Here is a 19,069-nt window from a genome sequence, read left to right as displayed (position 1 = left end):
GGCTCGCGCCCACGATTGCGGTCCGGAGCGTTCGCTCCGGACTTCCCCGTCCTCATCCTCGTCACCGCCTGCGGCGGTTCCTTCGGATTCCGTCGGGCGCATCGAGGTTGCGAGCCGCCACGCCGCCCGCGCCTACGGGCTACGTACGTCTTGGGTCGCTGCGCTGCTAGATCCGTGATCGGTGACGAGTCTTGCGTTGCCCGTAGCTTACGGCCGCGCGGGCGGCCGTAAGCTACATACGTGGTTTTGGGCGTCGTGGCGATGGTCGCTTGCGCGTTTGCGGAGCGTGGTTTGCTAGTGGCCGCTCATCATTGGGGTGGGGCGGTGATGGGTGGTGCGCGGCAGGCAGCGGCTTGCGCTTGAGGATTTTCTCGCGCGCACCACCCATCCGGCACCGTGGCTTAGCGGTCGGTGATGATCAACGGCCTGGTGACGTTCGGTGATGAGCAGCACCCTTGAGGCGTTAACGCTGATGGGTGTCTCACACGCGCGCAGCGTCATCCTCAACCGTAAGACACCGCGGAAGCCTCGGAAGGCCGCCCGGGCGGCCGGCCCGAGGCGAGCCCCGCAAGATCCACCGCCATACCCCACCCGTTGCTAGAAAGCCAAGCACACCGCTCGCCTCAGCTGAGGCCGAATTGCAGTTGGACGAGCCCGTCGCGTCGGCGGCCCGCCATGCGCGGGGCGTCGATAAGCCCGACGGAATCCGAAGGAACCGCCCCAGGCGGTGACGAGGATGAGGATGGGGCAGTCCGGAGCGAAGGCTCCGGACCGCAATCGTTGCCCCGCGCATGGCGGGCCGCCGATGCGACGGGCGTCTTAAGAACCCAAGACGCCCGAAAGCAAGCAAACAAACGTTACCCGCAAGAACCGCCTACAACCTCAAGCAGGCAACGCCTCAGGCACCCCAAGGTCGACGGCCAGCTTGGTCAAGCCGTCCCAGATCCGGCTGTCGAACGTCAGCGAATCCGCGTTCAGCGCCCGATTACGAGCTTCGTACTCGCCCGGGTACTGCACGCCTTCGACGCCGGGTTGGGGCTTGCAGGCGTGCAGGTAATCGATGAACGCGCCCACCTCCATCGACCGCCAATCCGTATTGAAGTCCACTTGCGGATCCAGCAGCAGCGCGAACATATTGTTCGTGGCTACTCCCGTGCGAGGGTGTTCGGGCTGGATCGTGCCGCCGCCGGACAGGACGCCGGCCAGCAGTTCGGCCACCAGGCCCAGGGCGTAACCCTTGTGGCCGCCGAACGGCAGCAGGGCGCCGGGCGGGTCGGTGAACAGCGCGTTGGGATCGGTGGTGGGATTGCCCTGGGCGTCGATCAGCGATCCCGCAGGCGCTTGCTCGCCTTTGGCCGCCAGCACGCGCGCCTTGTTGACGGCGATGGAGCTGGTGGCCATGTCCACGATGAAGGGTGGGCGTCCGCCCGGCAACGGGCCGGCGAAGCACAGCGGGTTCGTGGTCAGGCACGCCTGCGCGCCGCCGAAAGGCGCCACGGTCGGCGAGCGGTTGATCACGTTGGTGAAGGCCAGCAGGATCAGACCCTTGGCGGCAACCATTTCCCCGTAGTGGCCCATGCGGCCCAGGTGGTGGCTGTGGCGCAGGGTCAGGATGCACTGGCCGTGCTCCTGAGTGCGCTCGATGGCCTTCTCGATGACCACCTTGCCGACGTACTGGCCCAGACCGTGGTGGCCGTCGTAGGCCAACATCGCACCGCGATCGTTGACCAGCTCGGGGCGGCCGTCGGCCTGGGCCAGGCCTTCAGACAGGACACGCCGGTAGTTGGTGAGGATGGACAATCCATGGCTGGTATAGCCCACCCGGTCCGACTCGACCAGGTGTTCGGCCACGTCGCGGGCGATGTCCTCGGGCACGCCCTGGGCCATCAGTACGCGGCGGCCGTATTCATTGGCTTGGGCGATCGAAATCTTCATGACGCGATCTCCTTACAGCCAGCCCAGCCAACGCCAGTAGGTCATGCCCATCAGCAGCATCAGCAGGTAGCCGACGATGGTGACGATAATGCCGACCTTGGCGAACTGCTTGGCGTTGAAGGTTTCCGTACCCAGGCAGACCATGTTCTGCGGTGCGTTGATCGGCAGGATGAAGCCGTAGCTGACGACGAAGCCCAGCAGCATGGTCATGCCCAGCCGGCTGAAATCGCCCGGCAGCGTGGCCAGCACCGAGATCAGGATCGGCAGCATCGCCGAGGTCAGCGCGGTGGCGCTGGCGAAGCCCAGGTGGATGACGATAAGGAAGGCGGCGAGGATGGCGAAGATGGCCAGCGGACCCAGATGGTCCAGGCCGGTGTGTGCCACAACCTGGTTGCCCAGCCACTGTCCCGCTTGGGTCGTCAGCAGGGCGGTGCCCAGGCTGATGCCGACGCCGAACACGATCACGGTGCCCCATGGGATACGCGTCTGCACGTCTTTCCAGGTCATCACGCCAAAGCGCGGCAGCAGCAGCAGGACCAGGCCGAAGTAGGTGGTGGAAGTGGTGTCGAACTTGTGCAGCTTGCCTTCGGTCGACCAGAACAGCAGCAGCATGAGCGACACGGCCATCAGGCGCTTTTGCGCGCCTGTCATGGGGCCCAGCTCAAGCAGCGACTTCTCGACGGCTTCTTTGCCTCCCGCGATGCTGTCGCTTTCCGGCGGCAGCAGCTTGAGCACGATGACGATCAGCACGGCCGACATGATCAGCGACCAGGGAGCGCCGGCGATCAGCCAGTCCGACCATGCCACGCGTTCGCCCAGCATTTTTTCCATGAAGCCCACGGTCAGCAGGTTCTGCGCGGCGGCGGTCTGGATGCCGACGTTCCAGATGCTGGTGGCTTGCGCCACGATGATCATGATGCCGGCGGCGATATTGGAGCGCTTGTCCACGCCGAAGGCCGCGATGACGCCCATCATGATGGGCACCACGGCCGCGCTGCGGGCGGTGGCGCTGGGCACCACCAGGCTCAGCACGATGGTCACCGCGATACATCCGATCAGGATGCGGCGCGTGCTGGTGCCTACCTTGGCCAGGGTCACGAGCGCGATGCGCCGGTCCAGCCCGGTGAAGGTCATGGCGGCGGCAATGAACAAGGCGCCGGTCACCAGCGCCAGCGCCGAATTGGAGAAGCCGGTCAGCGCCATGCTGATCGCGGCCGACGTGCCGTAGACCACTTGCGGGTCTTTGATTGTCGGAGCCGTGCCCAGCAGGAAGGCCATCAGCGTCGTGATCATGATCGCGCTGGCCTCGTAGGACACGGCTTCGGTAATCCAGACCACCACTGCGAATGCGAGGATGGCGAGCATCCGATGGCCCGCGACGGGCAGGTCGGCAGGCAGCGGCATCATCAGCACGCCGATCATCACTAGGATGCCGGCGACCAGTCCGATGGGAATTTTGGTTTTCTTTGGGGCTTGCGAGGCAGGGACGGCGGCTTGCGCGGTCATATCCATCTCCGGTTGAGGTCAAACTGCCGACACACCGCCCCGCGAGCAACGGGATAGGTCAAATCGGTGTGTCGACGCTACAGCATGATCGTGACGGCATTGCGGAAAACCCGTATTGATACTGATCAAGCCTGTGGAGATTTGGGCTTGTGGAAAACCTCTGACGGGCATTATGCTCGTCGCCCCGCAGCGCCGGCAAGCGGAGATTGTTGCATGAAGTTATACAAATCGACCGTAAAAAAGCTGGAAGCGAAATTAATTAGATCGTGCCACGATGCTAATCAAGATCAGGCCGATCGGCCGTTACAGCAAGCTCAACCCAAGGCCAGGCGCAGTTGTTCGTCCAGGTGCAAGGTAGGCGCGACGCGCCAGCCGCTCTGCGCATAACGTAGCCAGCGGCCCAGCACCAGATGTGTCAGCAGGCTGGCGTGCGCCGCGACATTGGCTTGCGGCGGGAGGCCGCCATCCGTGACCGCGATGCGCAGCGATTGCTTCAACGACGCCTCGATGCGGTCGTTGATGTGGTTGATGCGTTCCTGCAGGCGGTTGTCTTCGGTGACCAGCGCGTCGCCTGTCAGCACCCGCGTCATGCCCTTGTTGCATTCCGAGAAGGTCAGCAGCATGGACACGGTCTTGTGGGCCTGGGACAGGCCCTCGGGTTCGGCGATGGCGATCTGATTCACCAGCGTGAAGATGCTGGTTTCGATGAATTCGATTAGCCCTTCGAACATCTGCGCCTTGCTGGCGAAGTGGCGGTACAGCGCGGCCTCAGAGACTTCCAGGCGCGCGGCAAGCGCGGCCGTGGTGATGCGGGAGGCGTGTGGTTGCTCCAGCATTTCGGCCAGGGTTTGCAGAATCTGGGTCTTGCGCTCGCCGGTTTTGCTCGCCATGGAAGGGTCTGCTCTCGCGCAGGCTTGACGGTGAAGGGGGAGGGAGGAGCGCGCCGCTACCCCCGCAAGGGGCGTCGGCGTAATAGCAAATCACTGACGGAGTTTACTCGCAAGTCGACGTAAGCCGGCCGCTGTGAACGGCCGCGGGCAAACGGCGTGCCGGGGTGAAAGACGTGGACCGTGCGCAGGCCCACCTGGCGCGCGCCGCGCAGATTGGCCAGCGTGTCTTCCACCAGCACGGCGTTGCGCGCCGCCACGCCTTCGCGCGCCAGCACATGCCGCAGCAGCGCGGGAGAAGGCTTGGGCCGGAACTCGCCATGCAGACGCATGTGTTCGATGGCCCACAGGCTGTCGAACTGGCGCAGGATGCCAAGTCGCGCGAGCACGGCGCGGGCATAGTGCAACGGCGCGTTGGTCAGCAGCACCTTGCGGCCGGGCAGCCGGGCGAGCTTATAGGCCAGGGCGCTTTCCGAGCGCACCAGCGGGCCGACGTCGAAATCGTGGCTGCGGTGCAGAAAATCATGGGGATCCACGCCGTGATGCCGGACCATGCCTATCATGGTGGCGCCATAGCGCTTCCAGTACTGCGAGCGCACGCGGTTGGCCGTGTCGATGTCGACGTTCAGCGCCTCGGCCACGGCCATGGTCATGCCGTGGTCGATCTTGGGGAAGATGGCGTGCGAAGTGTCGTGGAGCGTATTGTCCAGGTCGAACAGCCACAGGCGCTCGGAAGCGCCTTCGGCCGTTCGCCGGGAGCGGCGCAACCGCAGCGCGGGCCGCAGCAATTGACGATGGATTCGCATCAGTTGTCCATGGCGCCGCCGGCCATCCCCGATAAACCGACCGAAGCACGCCCCGCCGCCGGTGCGGCAAGACCTTCCCGATCGGGGCCGCGCGGATCCGGCTCCGCCGGTCCGCAGCGGCGCCCCCCCGGGGGGGACGCGCGCAGCGCTGCGGGGGGGGACCCCATCAGTGCGAGCTGATCATCGTGCCCACGCCCTGGTCGGTCAGGATTTCCAGCAGCAGGCAGTGCGGCACGCGGCCATCGACGATGTGCACCGAGTTCACGCCGTTCTTGGCGGCGTCCAGCGCGGACGAGATCTTGGGCAGCATGCCGCCGGAGATCGTGCCGTCGGCGAAGAGTTCGTCGATGGTTTGCGCCGAGAGGCTGCGCAGCAGCTTGCCGCTCTTGTCCAGCACGCCCGGGGTGTTGGTCAGCATCAGCAGTTTTTCGGCGCCCAGCACTTCCGCCATCTTGCCGGCGACGACGTCGGCGTTGATGTTGTAGGCCGTGCCGTCTTCGCCATAGCCGATGGGGGAGATGACGGGGATGAACTGGTCGTCCTGCAGCGCCTTGACCACGGCCGGCTCGACCATGGTGATGTCGCCGACGAAGCCGATGTCGATGGGTTCGGACGGGTTGTCCTTGTTGGCCATCAGCTTCTTCTGGGCCTGGATAAGTCCGCCGTCCTTGCCGGTCAGGCCCACGGCCTTGCCGCCGACCTCGTTGATCATCATGACGATGTCCTGCTGGACCTGGCCGCCCAGCACCCATTCGACCACTTCCATGGTCTCGGCGTCGGTGACGCGCATGCCCTGGATGAACGTGCCCTGTTTGCCGATGCGGCGCAGCGCGTCGTCGATCTGCGGACCGCCGCCGTGCACCACTACCGGGTTCAGACCCACCAGCTTCAGCAGCACGACGTCGTGCGCGAAGCTGCGCTGCAGACGCTCTTCCGTCATGGCGTTGCCGCCGTACTTGACCACGATGGTCTTGCCGTGAAATCGTCGGATATACGGCAGTGCTTCAGACAGCACAGCAGCTTTGACAGCAGGAGACGAAACGGCAGCAGGGTCGGGGGTGTCGGTCATGGCAGCTAAGTCGGCAAATATACGTATGAGTGGTTAGAAAAAATGCCTGCACAAAAACGCGTTCGGAACGCGGTAGCGCAAGCATACGACGGATTGTAGTACCCACAGGTTTCTTATGCTTTAAACCCATGTTGATATGCCCGACAAATAACCGGCATTCAGGTAAATTGGGGGCGTTTTCGCAACGGCGCGCCCCGCAAAAGGGGGCGCAGCCACACCGGCAGGGCATCGGCCCCCAATTTTTTACCCATAAAAGAGGCAACACATGCGTTTGAACTTTGTCCGGTCCGCCCTGGTGGCGTCGGCCTTCCTGGTGGCGGCGAACGCCGCCCATGCCGAAAAAGTGGTCGTAGGCGCGACCCAGGTCCCCCATGCCGAGATCCTGGAAGTGGTGAAGCCGCAACTGGCCAAGGAAGGTGTCGAGCTCGACATCAAGGTGTTCAGCGACTACGTACAGCCCAACCTGCAACTGGCGGACAAGCAGCTGGACGCCAACTTCTTCCAGCACAAGCCCTATCTGGATTCCTTCAACAAGGACCGCAAGGCCACCTTGGTGCCGGTGGCCCTGGTGCACGTCGAGCCGTTCGGTGGCTATTCCAAGAAAATCAAGAATCTGTCCGAGCTCAAGGATGGCGCCACGGTCGCTATCCCGAACGATCCATCCAACGGCGGCCGCGCACTGGTATTGCTGCAGAAGCAAGGCGTGATCAAGCTGAAGGACCCGTCCAACATCCTGGCCACGGCCGCGGACGTGGTCGAGAACCCCAAGAAGCTGAAGTTCCGCGAACTGGAAGCCGCCATGCTGCCGCGTTCGCTCGATGACGTCGATCTGGCGCTGATCAACACCAATTACGCGCTGGAAGCTGGCCTGGTCCCGACCAAGGACGCCCTGTTCATCGAAGGTTCGGATTCGCCGTACGCCAACATCCTGGTGACCCGCACGGACAACAAGGACGCGCCGGGAATCAAGAAGCTTGTCCAGGCCCTGCATACCCCCGAGGTGAAGAAGTTCATCCAGGACAAGTACAAGGGCGCCGTGGTTCCCGCCTTCTAAGCCCGGCCTGCCGTGGCCTGATCAGGAAGCCGCCCGTCGATCGGGCGGTTTTTCTTTTGGGCACGCGCGGGCGGCACCCTGTCCAGGCGAAAAAAAACCGCCCTGATGAGGGCGGTCTGCGTGGCACGGGGTGGGCTCAGCCCGCGGCCAGGGCCTTTTCCACGGTGGCGTGGAATTCCGCCACATCGTATTCGCCCAGATAGCGTTTGATGATGCGCCCTTGCTTGTCGATCAGGAAGGCGGTGGGCGTCAGGCGGATGTCGCCGAAGGCGCGCGCGATGTCGCCCTTGGTGTCCAGCGCGACCGGGAACGGCAGCTTGCGGGTTTCGGTGAAATTCAGCACGTAGTTGGGCGGGTCGTAGTTCATGGCGACCGCCACCGCCTCGTAGCCCTTGGCGGCATACTCGTTATAGGCCGAGATGGTTTCCGGCATCTGCTTCACGCAGGTCACGCAGCTGGTGGCCCAGAACTTGACCAGCACGACCTTGCCGCGCAGGTCCTGCATGGAGAAGGTCTTGCCTTCCAGCGTGGTGAACGTGACGTCGGGCGCGGTCTGGACAGGGCGCATGACGAACCAGGCGCCGATGCCGACCGCCACCAGGACGGCCAGAGCGATGATGGCTTTTTTCATTTGATGGGCATGGCCTCTACGCCGTTGCTGGTGCCGGACGCGTTATCGCTGGCAGCGCCGGCGCCGCTTTCGATGGGCGCTTTGCTTTCCGTGGATGTGGTGGAACTGGAACCGCTGTTGGACAGCCGGATCGCTTCTTCGCGGCTGATCGTCTCGAACAGTTTAACCACCTTGGCCACGCCGCCGACGTCGGCGGTCGCGTTGGCGGCGTATTCGCCTTCGGCCTGCGTCACCTTGCCCATCAGGTAGACGACGCTGTGATCGGTCGTGACCGCAATGGTGCCGGATGGCACGTACTTGGTATTCAGCAGGGCGGTCTTGACCTTGGAGGTAAGCCAGGTGTCGTTGGAGCGCGTGCCGAACGAGGCGATGGGGCCCACGTTCAGCTGGTTGATGACCTGCTTGACGTTTTCCACGCCCTGGGCGATGGAAGTAGCCTGGTTCTTGGCTTCTTCGGTGGGTACGTCGCCGGTCAACAGCAGGTGGCCGCCGTAGGCCATGGCATTGACGCGGGCCGTGTCGCCCAGCTTCTGCGAGATCTGGCTTTGCGCCTTGAACGCCATGTTCTGGTCTTCGAGCTGGACGCCGGAGGTGCGGCGGTCCGTGACGACGACGGCTGTGGTGGCGGCCGCGCCGCCCACGATCAGGGGCGCGCAGGCCGACAGCGAGAGCGCGGCGGTGGATAGCGCCGCGGCAAGCATCAACGGGCGGACTGCGGTACGGACGTCAGAAATCATTCGGTGTCTCCAAGCAGAAGAGCGTCAATGCCGTCGCACAGCGCGTGCAGCAGCAGAATATGGACTTCCTGGATGCGCATCGTGCGATCGCTGGGAACACATAGATGGACGTCCATCGGCGTAATGAGTTCCCCCATGACGCCGCCGCCCTTGCCCGTCAGGGCAAGCACGTGCATTTCGCGGGCGCTGGCGGCTTCCATGGCGCGCACTACGTTGGGGGAATTGCCGCTGGTGGATATTGCCACCAGCACGTCGCCAGCCTGGCCGAAGGCGTTGACCTGGCGTTCGTAGATCTCGTCGAACCCGTAGTCGTTGCCCACCGCGGTGAGGATCGAGGTATCGGTGTTGAGCGCGATGCCGGCCAGGGGCAGGCGTTCGCGTTCAAAGCGGCCTACCAGTTCGGCGATGAAATGCTGCGCGTCGGCGGCCGAGCCGCCATTGCCGCAAGCCAGAATCTTGCCGTTGTTTGCCAGGGCGCCGAAAAGCACGTCCACTGCCACGGCCAACGGCTCGGCCAGGACGTTCATGCTTTGTTCGCACGCAGCCATGGCGTCGCGAAAGTGCGACGTCATACGAGAGGTCATATCCATGGGCGCGATTATCTCACGGGGCCATGGCGCGGTTCTGTCCAGGCGTAACGACAGTTGGGGTTGCGGTTACGGGTACGGGTGGGGGTCAGGGCTGCCAGAACGCGCCGCGCAGCCACGCCGGAGCGCCGGCGTCAAACACGACCGCGTCAAAACGCGCTGCCGGCAGTGTGCCGTGCCAGTGGCGGCGGGCCAGCTCGGGCAGCCAGAATGCCGCGGCGCGGGCCAGCCTGGCCTGCTTGTCCCGGCCGATGCTGGCCGCGGCGCCGCCATAGCGGGTCGGGGCCCGGGAACGGACCTCGACGAACACCAGGGTGTCGCCGTCGCGCATCGCCAGGTCGATCTCGCCCGCGCGGGTGTGCAGGTTGCGCGCCAGCAGGATCAGCCCCTGCGCCAGCAGCAGCCGCAATGCGGCATCCTCGTGGCGGTCGCCTTTGCGCTGGGTGGGTGAGCGCTGCGGGGCAGGCCGGTCCACGGGCGTGGCACGCGTGGACCGGCGCCGGCGCCGGGCGGCGCGGCGGCGGGCCGCCAGGGCCAGCTCGCAGGCCAGGCGCAAAGTGTCATCCGTCATGGGCGCTCCAGAGGGGGCGGGCATAGACGGCTACACTGACATGGTTTTCCGTGTCAGTAGGTTGCAATGAATCAAAATGTCTCACCTCCCCCAGCCGGAGATGCCTGGTCCCGCGTTGCCGAACGCGTGGCGGGGCAGCATTGGCCCGCTTCGACGCTGTATGTCGTGGCTACGCCGATCGGCAATCTGGGCGACCTGGGGCTGCGCGCCTGGCACGCCTTGCAGCGGGCCGACGTGATCGCAGCCGAAGACACGCGGGCCAGCCGGGCGTTGCTGGACGCCTGGGGCGTGAGCACGCCGCTCATGGCGGCCCACCGCCACAATGAAGCCGCCGCGGCCCAGGCCATCTGCGAACGTTTGGCGCAGGGGCAGCGCGTGGCCCTGGTGTCCGATGCCGGCGCTCCCGCCGTCAGCGATCCCGGCGCGCGCATTGTGCGCGCCGTGCGCGCTGCCGGTTTCGGCGTGGTGCCAGTACCGGGGCCCAGCGCGGTCATTGCCGCGCTGATGGGCAGCGGCGTCACCACGGACGAAAACCCGGGTTTTGCCTTCGCCGGCTTTCCGCCACCCAAGGCTGTGGCGCGCCAGCGCTGGCTGCGCACCTGGTGCGCCTTGCCCGCGCCCGTCGTAATGTTCGAATCGCCGCACCGGTTGGCGGCCACGCTGGCCGATCTGCTGGACGTCTGCGGCCCGGATCGCCTGCTGACCGTGGCGCGTGAACTGACCAAGCGCTTTGAAGAGATCGCCACGTTTCCCATGGGCGAGGGCGCGGCATGGCTAGCCGCGGACGCGCACCGCGAGCAGGGTGAATTCGTGCTGATTGCGCATGCGCCCGAGGAGCAAGCGGCCGACGACGAAGCCGATCCGCGCACCGATGCGTTGCTGGATGCGCTGTTGGAGTCTTTGTCCTTGCGTGATGCTGCGCGGGTGGCTGCCAAGGTGTCCGGCCTGCCGCGGGACGTGTTGTACAACCGGGCCCTGTCCCGCAAGAAATCGGCGGAGTAAGACATGGTGTATTCCACAGTCGTGTCGAACAAACCCGCGGATCCCGACGAACGCCTGGTCTACCGCGACATCCCCACTCCGCTGGGCGACATGCGCCTGGTCGCCAGCCCGAAGGGACTGCGCGGGGCCTGGTTCACCGACCAGGAGCTGCTGCCTTCGGCCGAAGGCTGGATCCTCATGGAATCCGATCCCATCCTGGAACAGGCGCGCCGCGAACTGGACGAATGGTTCGCCGGCCAGCGCCGCGTCTTCGACGTGCCGCTGGACCCCGTAGGCACGACATTCCAGCACCAGGTCTGGCATGCCTTGTGCGATCTCGACTTCGGTGTGCTGGCCAGTTATGGCGATCTGGCGCGCACCGTCGGGCGGCCCAAGGGCGCCCAGGCGGTTGGCGGGGCGGTGGGGCGTAATCCGATCAGCATCATCATTCCGTGCCACCGGGTGATCGGCGCGGACACCTCGCTGACCGGCTTTGGCGGCGGCCTGCCGCGCAAGCAGGCCCTGCTGGCGCACGAAGGCAACCTTTACCGCAGCCGCAGCGCAAGCGCGCGCCGGGTCTGCGACGGGCAGGCGGAACTGCCCTGGTAGGCGGGTGTCGCGGCCGGCCTGGGCCGGCCGGGATTATTGCGAGGCGATGCTCGGCAGGATGCCAATGCGGTCAGACACCATCGGCACGGCGTTCAGCGCGCTTTGCCGATCTGGGTAGGGCCCGATCTTGACCCGGTAGAGATTGTTGGATTGTTCGACCGAGGCAGGCGGCGCGCCTTCCGCGCCCAGCTGCGTGTTGATGCGGCTGACCAGCGATTGCGCGTTGGCGGATTGACTGAACGCGCCCACCTGGAGGTAGACATTGCCGATGCCGGCCGCTGCAGGTTGGCGCACCGGCGCCGAACCGGGCGCAGGTCCCGGCAGGGGTTCCGCCGCGAGCGCCACGGGCACGGCGGCGATCGGCGCCGCCACGGGCGTGGAACCCGTCGCCGAAACGGGTTCGGGCGCGGCTGCAGCGGGCGCCCCTTGCGAGGCAAGCCGCCGGATTTCCTCCTGCGGTATGGCTTCCACCACTACCTGGCCGCTGCCTGGCCCGATGAGGCCCAGCTTGTACGCCGCCACGTAGGACAGGTCCATGATGCGGTCGCTGTGGAAGGGACCGCGGTCGTTCACCCGCACGACGATCGTCTTGCCGTTGACCAGGCTGGTGACGCGGGCATAGCTGGGCAGCGGCAGCGTGGTGTGGGCGGCCGTCATGGCGTACATGTCGTAGGACTCGCCGATGGACGTGGAATTGCCGTGGAACTTCTTGCCGTACCACGAGGCGATGCCGCGTTTCTTGTAAGGCTGGCCGCTGGTGTCTGGCACATAGCGCTGGCCGAAGACCACGTACGGGCGGTTCGCGCCGCTGGCATAGGGTTCGATCCGCGGCACCGCGTCGGGCACCTGGTCCAGGTTCGAAGGCGGGTTCGCGTCCGGCCCGTCGTCCTTGTAGTACCCGCCGCCCTTCTTGCGTCCGCCGGTGGAGGAACAGCCGGCCACGGCTATGGCCAGCAGCAACATCATGAACAGGCGGGTCGGGCGGGACAGGGTCATGCGGATTCGTCGGGCAGTTGGGTGCGATGGCGCACCAGCAGCGGGTCGTGGTCGGAAAACCGCAACGCCAGTTGTTCGACCACGTAGACCGAACGGTGCTGGCCTCCGGTGCAGCCGATGGCGACCGTGAGGTAGTTGCGGGTGTCTTGGGTGTATTGCGGCAGCCAGCGGTTCAGGAAGCCGGCGATGTCATCGATCATCTGCCCCACCAGATCGAAGCCCGCCAGCCAGGCGGCCACGGGCTCGTCGCGTCCGGTCAGCGGCCGCAGGTTGCGGTCATAGTAGGGGTTGGGCAGGCAGCGTACGTCGAACACCAGGTCCGCATCGCGCGGCACGCCGCGCTTGTAGGCGAAGGACTCGAACGTCAGCACGAGCGGCGCGCGATCGGCCTTGATCAGGTCGCGGATCCAGACGCGCAACTGGCCGGGCGTCAGGTCCGAGGTGTCGATGACGTGTTCCTGTTCGCGCAGCGGCGCGAGCAGTTCGCGTTCCAGCGCGATGCATTCGGTCAGTGTCGGGGCCGTGCCGCCGCGCTGCAGCCGGTCGGTCAATGGGTGGCGGCGGCGAGACTCGGAATAGCGCTGCACCAGCGTCGCCGTGCTCGCGTCCAGGAAGACCACGCGCAGGCTGGTGCCCATGGCGCGCAGCGCGGTGACCACATCGGGGAGTTCGGCGAGTTCCCCGGGGGAACGGACGTCGATGGCGACCGCAACCCGCTCCATGCCGTCATCCCGGGCGTTCGCGATGAACTCGGTCAGGAACCGCACAGGCAGGTTGTCGACACAGGTATAGCTGGCGTCCTCAAGCATGCGCAGGGCGACGGACTTGCCTGAGCCTGAGATGCCGGTGACGAGGACGACTTTCAACATGGACATGATTGTGGCACGCTTTTCGAGGACGATGCCGGCGGGATGACATCTGATATGGCCGTAAACTGCCAATCTGCGCCTGTACCGGTTCGGCCCCCCTGGCGTAAGCTTGGGGCCGGATACTCGACAGATTCACATACGCGCCCCGCCGTCATGCGTTTCGGGGGAATGGAATTCGACCTAGATGTTAGCCTTCATTTCCTTTCGTAGTGTTTCACTGCCGCGTTTTTGGGCAATTTCCGTACTCGGGGCCGCTGCCGCCGTCTTTATGGCGAGGCCTGCACAGGCCCAGCAGCCGCCTGAAACCCTGCGCCCGGACACCATGGCAGCCCGCGTGGCCGCCTGTACGGCCTGTCATGGCGCGCAGGGCAGGGCGGGCGCCGATGGCTACTATCCGCGCCTGGCCGGCAAGCCGCAGGAATACCTGTATCACCAGTTGCTCAACTTCCGCGACGACCGGCGCCAGTACCGGCCGATGACGCACCTGCTGACAGGCCTGCCCGACGACTATCTGCGCGAGATGGCCGCCTATTTCTCCGATCAGCAAGTGCCCTATCCGCCGCCGACGCGGGCGGAGGTCTCCGCCGCCACGCTGCAAGCCGGACGCAAGCTGGCCCTGGATGGGGACGCCGCGCGCGGCCTGCCCGCCTGTGCCGCCTGTCATGGCGCCGCCTTGGGCGGCGTGCTGCCCGCCATCCCGGGCCTCCTGGGCTTGCCGCGTGACTACATCGGCTCGCAGATCGGCAGCTGGAAAAACGGCTTGCGCCGCGCGGCTGAACCGGACTGCATGGCGGACATCTCCAACAAACTCACTCCCGAGGATATCGGCGCATTGGCCGCATGGCTGTCCTCGCAACCCGTCGTCGAACCCTACGCGCCCCAAGCGGCGGATTCGATACGCCTGCCCGTCCAGTGCGGCAGCCAGGCACAACGGTAAGGGAGAGGACGGATGTCGCTCATGAAGAAAGTCCTGTCGGTCCTGTTGCTGCTTGTCGTCGCTGCCATTGGGGGGCTGTATTGGCTGGGCACGCGCGACGATGCCAGCACCGGTCCCGCCGCAGCGGCGGCCGACGCCGCGACGCTGGTCGAGCGCGGACGCTATCTCGCCTTGGCGGGCAACTGCATGGCCTGCCATACCAGCCGGGGAGGCAAGACGTTGGCAGGCGGCACGCCCATCCCCACGCCTTTTGGCACGGTGTACGGCCCGAACATCACGCCCGACGAGAAGACCGGCATTGGTGCGTGGACGGCCGATGATTTCTGGCAGGCGCTGCACAACGGCAAGTCGCGCGACGGCACACTGCTGTATCCCGCCTTCCCCTACACGGAGTACACACGCGTGACCCGCGCCGATTCCGACGCGCTGTATGCCTATCTGCGCACGGTGGCGCCCATCAGCCAGCCCAACCGGCCGCCCGAGCTGGAGTTCCCCTACGACCAGCGGGCGTTGCTGGCGGCCTGGCGCGCGCTGTATTTCAAGCCGGGCGTGCAGGAAGCGGACGCGGGCAAATCCGTGCAATGGAATCGCGGGCGCTATCTGGTGGAAGGGCTGGGGCATTGCGCCGCTTGCCATACGCCCCGCAACAGCCTGGGGGCGCTGCGGTCGGCCGACACGCTGGCCGGGGGTGTGATCCCGGTGCTGGACTGGTACGCGCCGCCACTCACCAATGATGTCGAAACCGGCATGGGGCGTTGGTCCGCCGAGGACATCGCCGCCTTGCTCAAGACCGGTATTTCCAAGCATTCCAGCGTCAGCGGGCCGATGGCAGAGGTGGTGCTGGGCAGCACGCAGCACCTCACCGATGCGGATGCGCTGGCCATTGGCGTCTACATCAAGTCCTTGCCCGCGACGGCGGCCTCGACGGAGCGCTCGCGCGCGGCCGTCGCGCCGGCGGCCATGGAACTGGGCGGCAAGATCTATCGGCAGCAATGCGTGCAATGCCATCAGCCAGCGGGCGAAGGCAGCGGCACGGCGTGGCCCGCGCTTGCCGGCAACCCGACCGTGACGGCGCCATCGCCCGTCAATGCCATCCGCATGGTGCTGGACGGTGGCTACGCCCCGGCCACGGCGGCGAATCCGCGGCCCCATGGCATGCCGCCATTCGGCCAGTTGCTGAACGATAGCGATATCTCGATGCTGGTCACCTACATCCGCAATAGCTGGGGCAATGAGGCTGGGGGAGTGACGGCGTTGGAGGTCAAGCGGGCTCGCGCCGCGTCCACGCTGAACTAGCGCGCTTTCAAGGCCTGCGCGCACGCCTCGCGCGCCAATTCGCCCAGCACGCGGATGGCGGCTTGCGTGGCGGTGTTCCAGGGGTGTCCGTAGTTCAGGCGCAGCGCGCTGCCGAACTGTCCGCTGGCCGAAAAAATCGGTCCCGGCGCTACGCTGATGCCGCGCGCCAGCGCCGCCCGGTGCAGCGCCAGCGCATCCACGGCGGCCGGCAGTTCCAGCCAGAGAAAGAATCCGCCCTGCGGCCGCGTCAAGCGGGTGCCGGCTGGAAACTCTTGGGCGATCGCCTCGGCCATGCGCTGTTGCTGGGTCTGCAGCGTTTCGCGCAGGCGGCGCAGATGGCGGTCATAGCCGCCTTGCTCCAGGTACTCGGCGATTGCGCCCTGGGCGGGGCCGGACGCCGACAGCGTCGACGCCAGCTTCAGGCGCTGCACGCGTTGCGTGTAGCGGCCGGCCGAGGCCCAGCCGATGCGGTAGCCCGGCGCCAGGCACTTCGAAAATGACGAGCAATGCAACACCAATCCCTGTGTGTCATGGGCCTTTGCCGGCACGGGCCGCGCGGTCCCGAAGTACAGCTCGCCGTACACGTCGTCCTCGATCAGCGGGATCGAGTGGCGCGCAAGCAATTGCACCAGCTGCCGCTTCTTTTCGTCGGGCATCAGAGTGCCCAGTGGATTCTGGAATTGCGTCATCAGCCAGCAAGCCTTGGGCGCATGGCGCTCGATGGCGGCTTCCATCGCGTCCAGGTCGATGCCGGTGCGTGGATGGGTGGGCACTTCAAGCGCCTTCAGGCCGTGGCGTTCGAGCGCCTGCAGCGCGCCATAGAAAGTGGGGGCCTCGACCATGACCGTATCGCCGGGCTGCGTGACCGCTTGCAGGCAAAGGTTCAGAGCTTCCAGCGCACCATTGGTGACGACGATGTCGCTGGCCGGGACATTGATTCCGCCAATCAGGTAGCGCAGCGCAATCTGGCGGCGCAGGCCGGGATTACCCGGCGCCAGGTCTTCCACGGTGTCCAGCGGGTCTTGGCGCTTGAGGTGCGCGGCCATGGCCTGGGCCAATCGCGGCAACGGGAATAGCAGCGGGGAGGGGAAGGCGGAGCCCAGCGGTGTCACGTCACGGTTGCGCACCGAGCCGAGGATATCGAAGATGCGTTCGCTGATTGCCAGCTCGGTCGATTCGCCGTCCGGGCTGGACGCGCCGGGCTCCGGAGGCAGGGAAGCTGCCGGCGTGTTGACGTAGTAGCCGGAACGCGGCTGCGCGCGGATCAGGCCGCGCGCTTCCAGCAGGTAATAGGCCTGGAACACCGTCGACGGGCTGAGCCCGCGCGCGGCGCACGCATCCCGCACCGAAGGGAGTTTGTCGCCTGCGCGCAGCACGCCGTCGCGGATCGACTTGGCGATCTCGGCGGCCAGGGTTTCATACAGGCTCAAGGTGCCGCCGGGCGACGCGCGCCTACTTGCTGCTTTGCAGGATCGCCATGGCCTGGCGTTCCATGAATTCACCCAGCGTATCGATACCGCGCAGCTTGAGGATCGTGTTGCGCACGGCGGCTTCCACCAGCACCGCCAGGTTGCGGCCCGCAGCCACCTGCAGCATGACTTTGCGCACGGGCAGGCCAAGCATGTCCTGGGTGATGTCCTGCAGCGGCAGGCGTTCGAACTTGTCCTGCGCGGTGGCACGCACCAGGTGCACGATGAGCTTGAGGCGCATTTTTCGGCGCACCGAGGTTTCGCCGAAGATGGTGCGGATATCGAGCAGGCCCAGGCCGCGCACTTCCAGCAGGTTTTGCAGCAGCTGCGGACAGTGGCCTTCGATCATGTTCGGGGCGGTGCGCGAGAACTCCACGGCGTCGTCGGCCACCAGGCCGTGTCCGCGCGAGATCAGTTCCAGCGCGAGTTCGCTCTTGCCCAGGCCGGATTCGCCCGTGATCAGCACGCCCAGCCCCAGCACGTCCAGGAATACTCCGTGCACGGTGGTGGTGGGCGCGAGCTTCTTGCCCAGGTAGATACGCAACAGGTCGATCAGCTGCGCGGCTGCCACCGGCGTGGACAGCAACGGCACCTGATGCTGGTCGCATTGGTCGATGAGGTCTTGCGGCGGCGTCAGGCCGTCGGCAAGCAGGATCGCGGGCACGCCGCCGATCAGCAGCTCGTCCATGTGGTGCATGCGCCGGCGCAGGTCGAAGCGCGTGTAGTACGCCAGTTCTTCCTGGCCGAACACCTGGATGCGGGACGGGTGGATCAGGTTCAAGTGGCCGACCAGATCCGCGGCCGACATGCCGTCATCGGGAATCGCGCGGTCCGCGGCGCCTTGGCCGGAAATCCAGTTAAAGGGGATTTTGTCGGCGTTGTCGTCGACGAGTTCCTGCACCGTGAGCATGGCAGCGATTCCGCGGAGGGGTCAGAGTTGGCCGGTCGTGAGCATCTTGTGGACGACGGCCGGATCGGGCTCTGTGGCCAGGGCTTCGCGCAATGCCTTGTTCGACATGAGCTGCGCCAGTTCGGCCAGGATGTCCAGGTGCTGCTGCGTGGCCGTTTCCGGCACCAGCAGGCAAAGCAGCATCGAGACAGGCTGTCCGTCCGGCGCATCGAAGGTGATGGGTTGGGCCAGGCGGATGAAGGCCGCCAGGGCCTGCTCCAGGCCCTTCACCCGGCCATGCGGGACGGCAACGCCCTGTCCCAGCGCGGTGGAACCCAGGCGCTCTCGGGCAAACAGGCTGTCGAACACGAGCGCGCGTGCCAAGCCATGGTTGTTTTCGAATAGAAGGCCGGCTTGTTCGAACGCACGTTTCTTGCTCGTTGCGAGCATATCGAGCACGACGTTGCCGGCGGGTAGGATGCGCGACAAATGATTCATCGGATCATTATATGGGTATATGACGCACTGCAATAATCGGCCTCGGGGATGCGCGCGCAGGGGCGGTCGCATCAAGGGGCGGCAAGAGCGACAGCATAGACCGATAGCGGGGGATTGTGGGCATTCTTGCGGCCCGCTGCGGACGGCTGCAGTGCGAAATGGCGGGAATCAGGAAAAAACGGGCTCGCCAGCGGAACGCCGGGAATGGGGGACGAAATGGGGGAGTGCTACAGGAGGGAAGTTTGCCGATGCCCCGGCTGGACGTTGCGTCTAGCGGGACACCGGGACTCAGGCAGGATTTCTAGAATCGCTGTTTAGCTAGTCTCGCAGTGCGAGTGCTCATGAAGCGCGTTACTGCTGGGGTGGCGTTAGGTTCGCCGCTTGCCGCTTCACGGACTCCGCCGTGTGACTTCGTACCTTGTCCTTGTGCTTGATGACCTGACGGTCGACTTTGTCAGCAAGAAGGTCTATGGCTGCATAGAGGTTTTCATCGGTTGCTTCACAATGAATGTCCTTACCGCTTAGACGCATGGTGATTTCGGCTCTATGCCGCAGGGGCTCTACCGAGAGCATGACCTGGGTATCGATGACGTGATCGAAATGCCGCAGCACTCGCGCCAGTTTGTTCATGACATATTCCCGGATGGCCGGGGTGACGTCGAGGTGACGACCGCAGATGCTCAGGTTCATAGTGTGCTCTCCTTCTAAAAGAGGAAAAAAAGGTGCGCAAAAAGCGCGGCTG

The 19,069-nt window shown here is 65.5% G+C and carries 20 protein-coding genes; 5 read left to right on the top strand and 15 right to left on the bottom strand.

What is annotated here, in order from left to right:
* Window positions 1-882: 882 nt before the first annotated feature.
* The 5 genes from CEY08_RS24250 to argB form a co-directional block, all read right to left on the bottom strand.
* Window positions 883-1,935 carry an Ldh family oxidoreductase gene (locus CEY08_RS24250; RefSeq protein ID WP_042796091.1) on the bottom strand — a complete coding sequence of 351 codons (1,053 nt, stop codon included), beginning with the start codon at window positions 1,933-1,935 and terminating at the stop codon, window positions 883-885.
* 12 nt (window positions 1,936-1,947) lie between these two features.
* Window positions 1,948-3,441 (bottom strand): DASS family sodium-coupled anion symporter, encoded by a 1,494-nt coding sequence (locus tag CEY08_RS24245; protein ID WP_042796092.1) that lies wholly within the window; start codon window positions 3,439-3,441, stop codon window positions 1,948-1,950.
* 314 nt (window positions 3,442-3,755) lie between these two features.
* Complete coding sequence (gene slmA, locus CEY08_RS24240) at window positions 3,756-4,331, bottom strand: nucleoid occlusion factor SlmA (RefSeq protein ID WP_076816650.1); 576 nt, start codon at window positions 4,329-4,331, stop codon at window positions 3,756-3,758.
* 56 nt (window positions 4,332-4,387) lie between these two features.
* On the bottom strand, window positions 4,388-5,134 hold the full coding sequence (locus tag CEY08_RS24235) for a pyrimidine 5'-nucleotidase (protein ID WP_042796095.1): 747 nt from the start codon (window positions 5,132-5,134) through the stop codon (window positions 4,388-4,390).
* 166 nt (window positions 5,135-5,300) lie between these two features.
* Entirely contained in the window at window positions 5,301-6,203 is a 903-nt protein-coding gene (gene argB, locus CEY08_RS24230; RefSeq protein ID WP_042796096.1) for an acetylglutamate kinase, read from the bottom strand.
* A gap of 265 nt (window positions 6,204-6,468) precedes the next feature.
* Between argB and CEY08_RS24225 the strand changes: the two genes are divergently transcribed.
* Entirely contained in the window at window positions 6,469-7,257 is a 789-nt protein-coding gene (locus tag CEY08_RS24225) for a MetQ/NlpA family ABC transporter substrate-binding protein (protein ID WP_042796097.1), read from the top strand.
* A 136-nt stretch (window positions 7,258-7,393) separates the two neighbouring features.
* Here CEY08_RS24225 and CEY08_RS24220 read toward each other — a convergent pair whose 3' ends face one another.
* From CEY08_RS24220 to CEY08_RS24205, 4 genes are all read right to left on the bottom strand, one after another.
* Window positions 7,394-7,888 carry a peroxiredoxin family protein gene (locus tag CEY08_RS24220; RefSeq protein WP_042796098.1) on the bottom strand — a complete coding sequence of 165 codons (495 nt, stop codon included), beginning with the start codon at window positions 7,886-7,888 and terminating at the stop codon, window positions 7,394-7,396.
* Window positions 7,885-8,625: a BON domain-containing protein gene (locus CEY08_RS24215; protein ID WP_076816648.1), complete on the bottom strand. Its 741-nt coding sequence runs from the start codon at window positions 8,623-8,625 to the stop codon at window positions 7,885-7,887. Before CEY08_RS24215 ends, CEY08_RS24220 begins: the two co-directional genes overlap by 4 nt.
* On the bottom strand, window positions 8,622-9,215 hold the full coding sequence (locus tag CEY08_RS24210) for a phosphoheptose isomerase (protein ID WP_013396736.1): 594 nt from the start codon (window positions 9,213-9,215) through the stop codon (window positions 8,622-8,624). The genes CEY08_RS24215 and CEY08_RS24210 overlap by 4 nt, the downstream gene beginning before the upstream one ends.
* Before the next feature lie 85 nt (window positions 9,216-9,300).
* On the bottom strand, window positions 9,301-9,783 hold the full coding sequence (locus CEY08_RS24205) for a YraN family protein (RefSeq protein ID WP_076816646.1): 483 nt from the start codon (window positions 9,781-9,783) through the stop codon (window positions 9,301-9,303).
* A gap of 66 nt (window positions 9,784-9,849) precedes the next feature.
* Here CEY08_RS24205 and rsmI point away from each other — a divergent pair, with 66 nt between their 5' ends.
* Both rsmI and CEY08_RS24195 read left to right on the top strand, forming a co-directional pair.
* Entirely contained in the window at window positions 9,850-10,785 is a 936-nt protein-coding gene (gene rsmI / locus CEY08_RS24200; RefSeq protein ID WP_076816644.1) for a 16S rRNA (cytidine(1402)-2'-O)-methyltransferase, read from the top strand.
* A gap of 3 nt (window positions 10,786-10,788) precedes the next feature.
* Window positions 10,789-11,373, top strand: coding sequence for a methylated-DNA--[protein]-cysteine S-methyltransferase (locus CEY08_RS24195; protein WP_042796102.1), 585 nt, complete (start codon window positions 10,789-10,791; stop codon window positions 11,371-11,373).
* A gap of 33 nt (window positions 11,374-11,406) precedes the next feature.
* Here CEY08_RS24195 and CEY08_RS24190 read toward each other — a convergent pair whose 3' ends face one another.
* Window positions 11,407-12,369: a septal ring lytic transglycosylase RlpA family protein gene (locus tag CEY08_RS24190; RefSeq protein ID WP_063641416.1), complete on the bottom strand. Its 963-nt coding sequence runs from the start codon at window positions 12,367-12,369 to the stop codon at window positions 11,407-11,409.
* Window positions 12,366-13,238, bottom strand: coding sequence for an RNase adapter RapZ (rapZ, locus tag CEY08_RS24185; RefSeq protein ID WP_042797512.1), 873 nt, complete (start codon window positions 13,236-13,238; stop codon window positions 12,366-12,368). The genes CEY08_RS24190 and rapZ overlap by 4 nt, the downstream gene beginning before the upstream one ends.
* A 184-nt stretch (window positions 13,239-13,422) precedes the next feature.
* Between rapZ and CEY08_RS24180 the strand changes: the two genes are divergently transcribed.
* Window positions 13,423-14,175: a c-type cytochrome gene (locus CEY08_RS24180; protein ID WP_088607812.1), complete on the top strand. Its 753-nt coding sequence runs from the start codon at window positions 13,423-13,425 to the stop codon at window positions 14,173-14,175.
* A 12-nt stretch (window positions 14,176-14,187) separates the two neighbouring features.
* Complete coding sequence (locus tag CEY08_RS24175) at window positions 14,188-15,471, top strand: c-type cytochrome (RefSeq protein ID WP_042796106.1); 1,284 nt, start codon at window positions 14,188-14,190, stop codon at window positions 15,469-15,471.
* Here the strand turns inward: CEY08_RS24175 and CEY08_RS24170 are convergent.
* The 4 genes from CEY08_RS24170 to hpf all read right to left on the bottom strand — a co-directional run bounded on the left by CEY08_RS24170 (window position 15,468) and on the right by hpf (window position 19,017).
* Entirely contained in the window at window positions 15,468-16,901 is a 1,434-nt protein-coding gene (locus CEY08_RS24170) for an aminotransferase-like domain-containing protein (protein WP_042796107.1), read from the bottom strand. The genes CEY08_RS24175 and CEY08_RS24170 overlap by 4 nt on opposite strands.
* 22 nt (window positions 16,902-16,923) lie before the next feature.
* A complete protein-coding gene (hprK, locus tag CEY08_RS24165; protein ID WP_013396727.1) occupies window positions 16,924-17,850 on the bottom strand; it encodes an HPr(Ser) kinase/phosphatase in 927 nt (308 codons plus the stop codon).
* A 21-nt stretch (window positions 17,851-17,871) separates the two neighbouring features.
* A complete protein-coding gene (locus tag CEY08_RS24160; protein ID WP_006389881.1) occupies window positions 17,872-18,327 on the bottom strand; it encodes a PTS sugar transporter subunit IIA in 456 nt (151 codons plus the stop codon).
* Between the two features lie 351 nt (window positions 18,328-18,678).
* A complete protein-coding gene (hpf, locus tag CEY08_RS24155; RefSeq protein ID WP_013396726.1) occupies window positions 18,679-19,017 on the bottom strand; it encodes a ribosome hibernation-promoting factor, HPF/YfiA family in 339 nt (112 codons plus the stop codon).
* Between the last annotated feature and the right edge of the window lie 52 nt (window positions 19,018-19,069).

It is taken from the genome of Achromobacter insolitus, assembly GCF_002209555.1.
Classification (GTDB): domain Bacteria; phylum Pseudomonadota; class Gammaproteobacteria; order Burkholderiales; family Burkholderiaceae_B; genus Achromobacter; species Achromobacter insolitus.
This window is presented reverse-complemented; position numbering and strand designations above follow the sequence as displayed.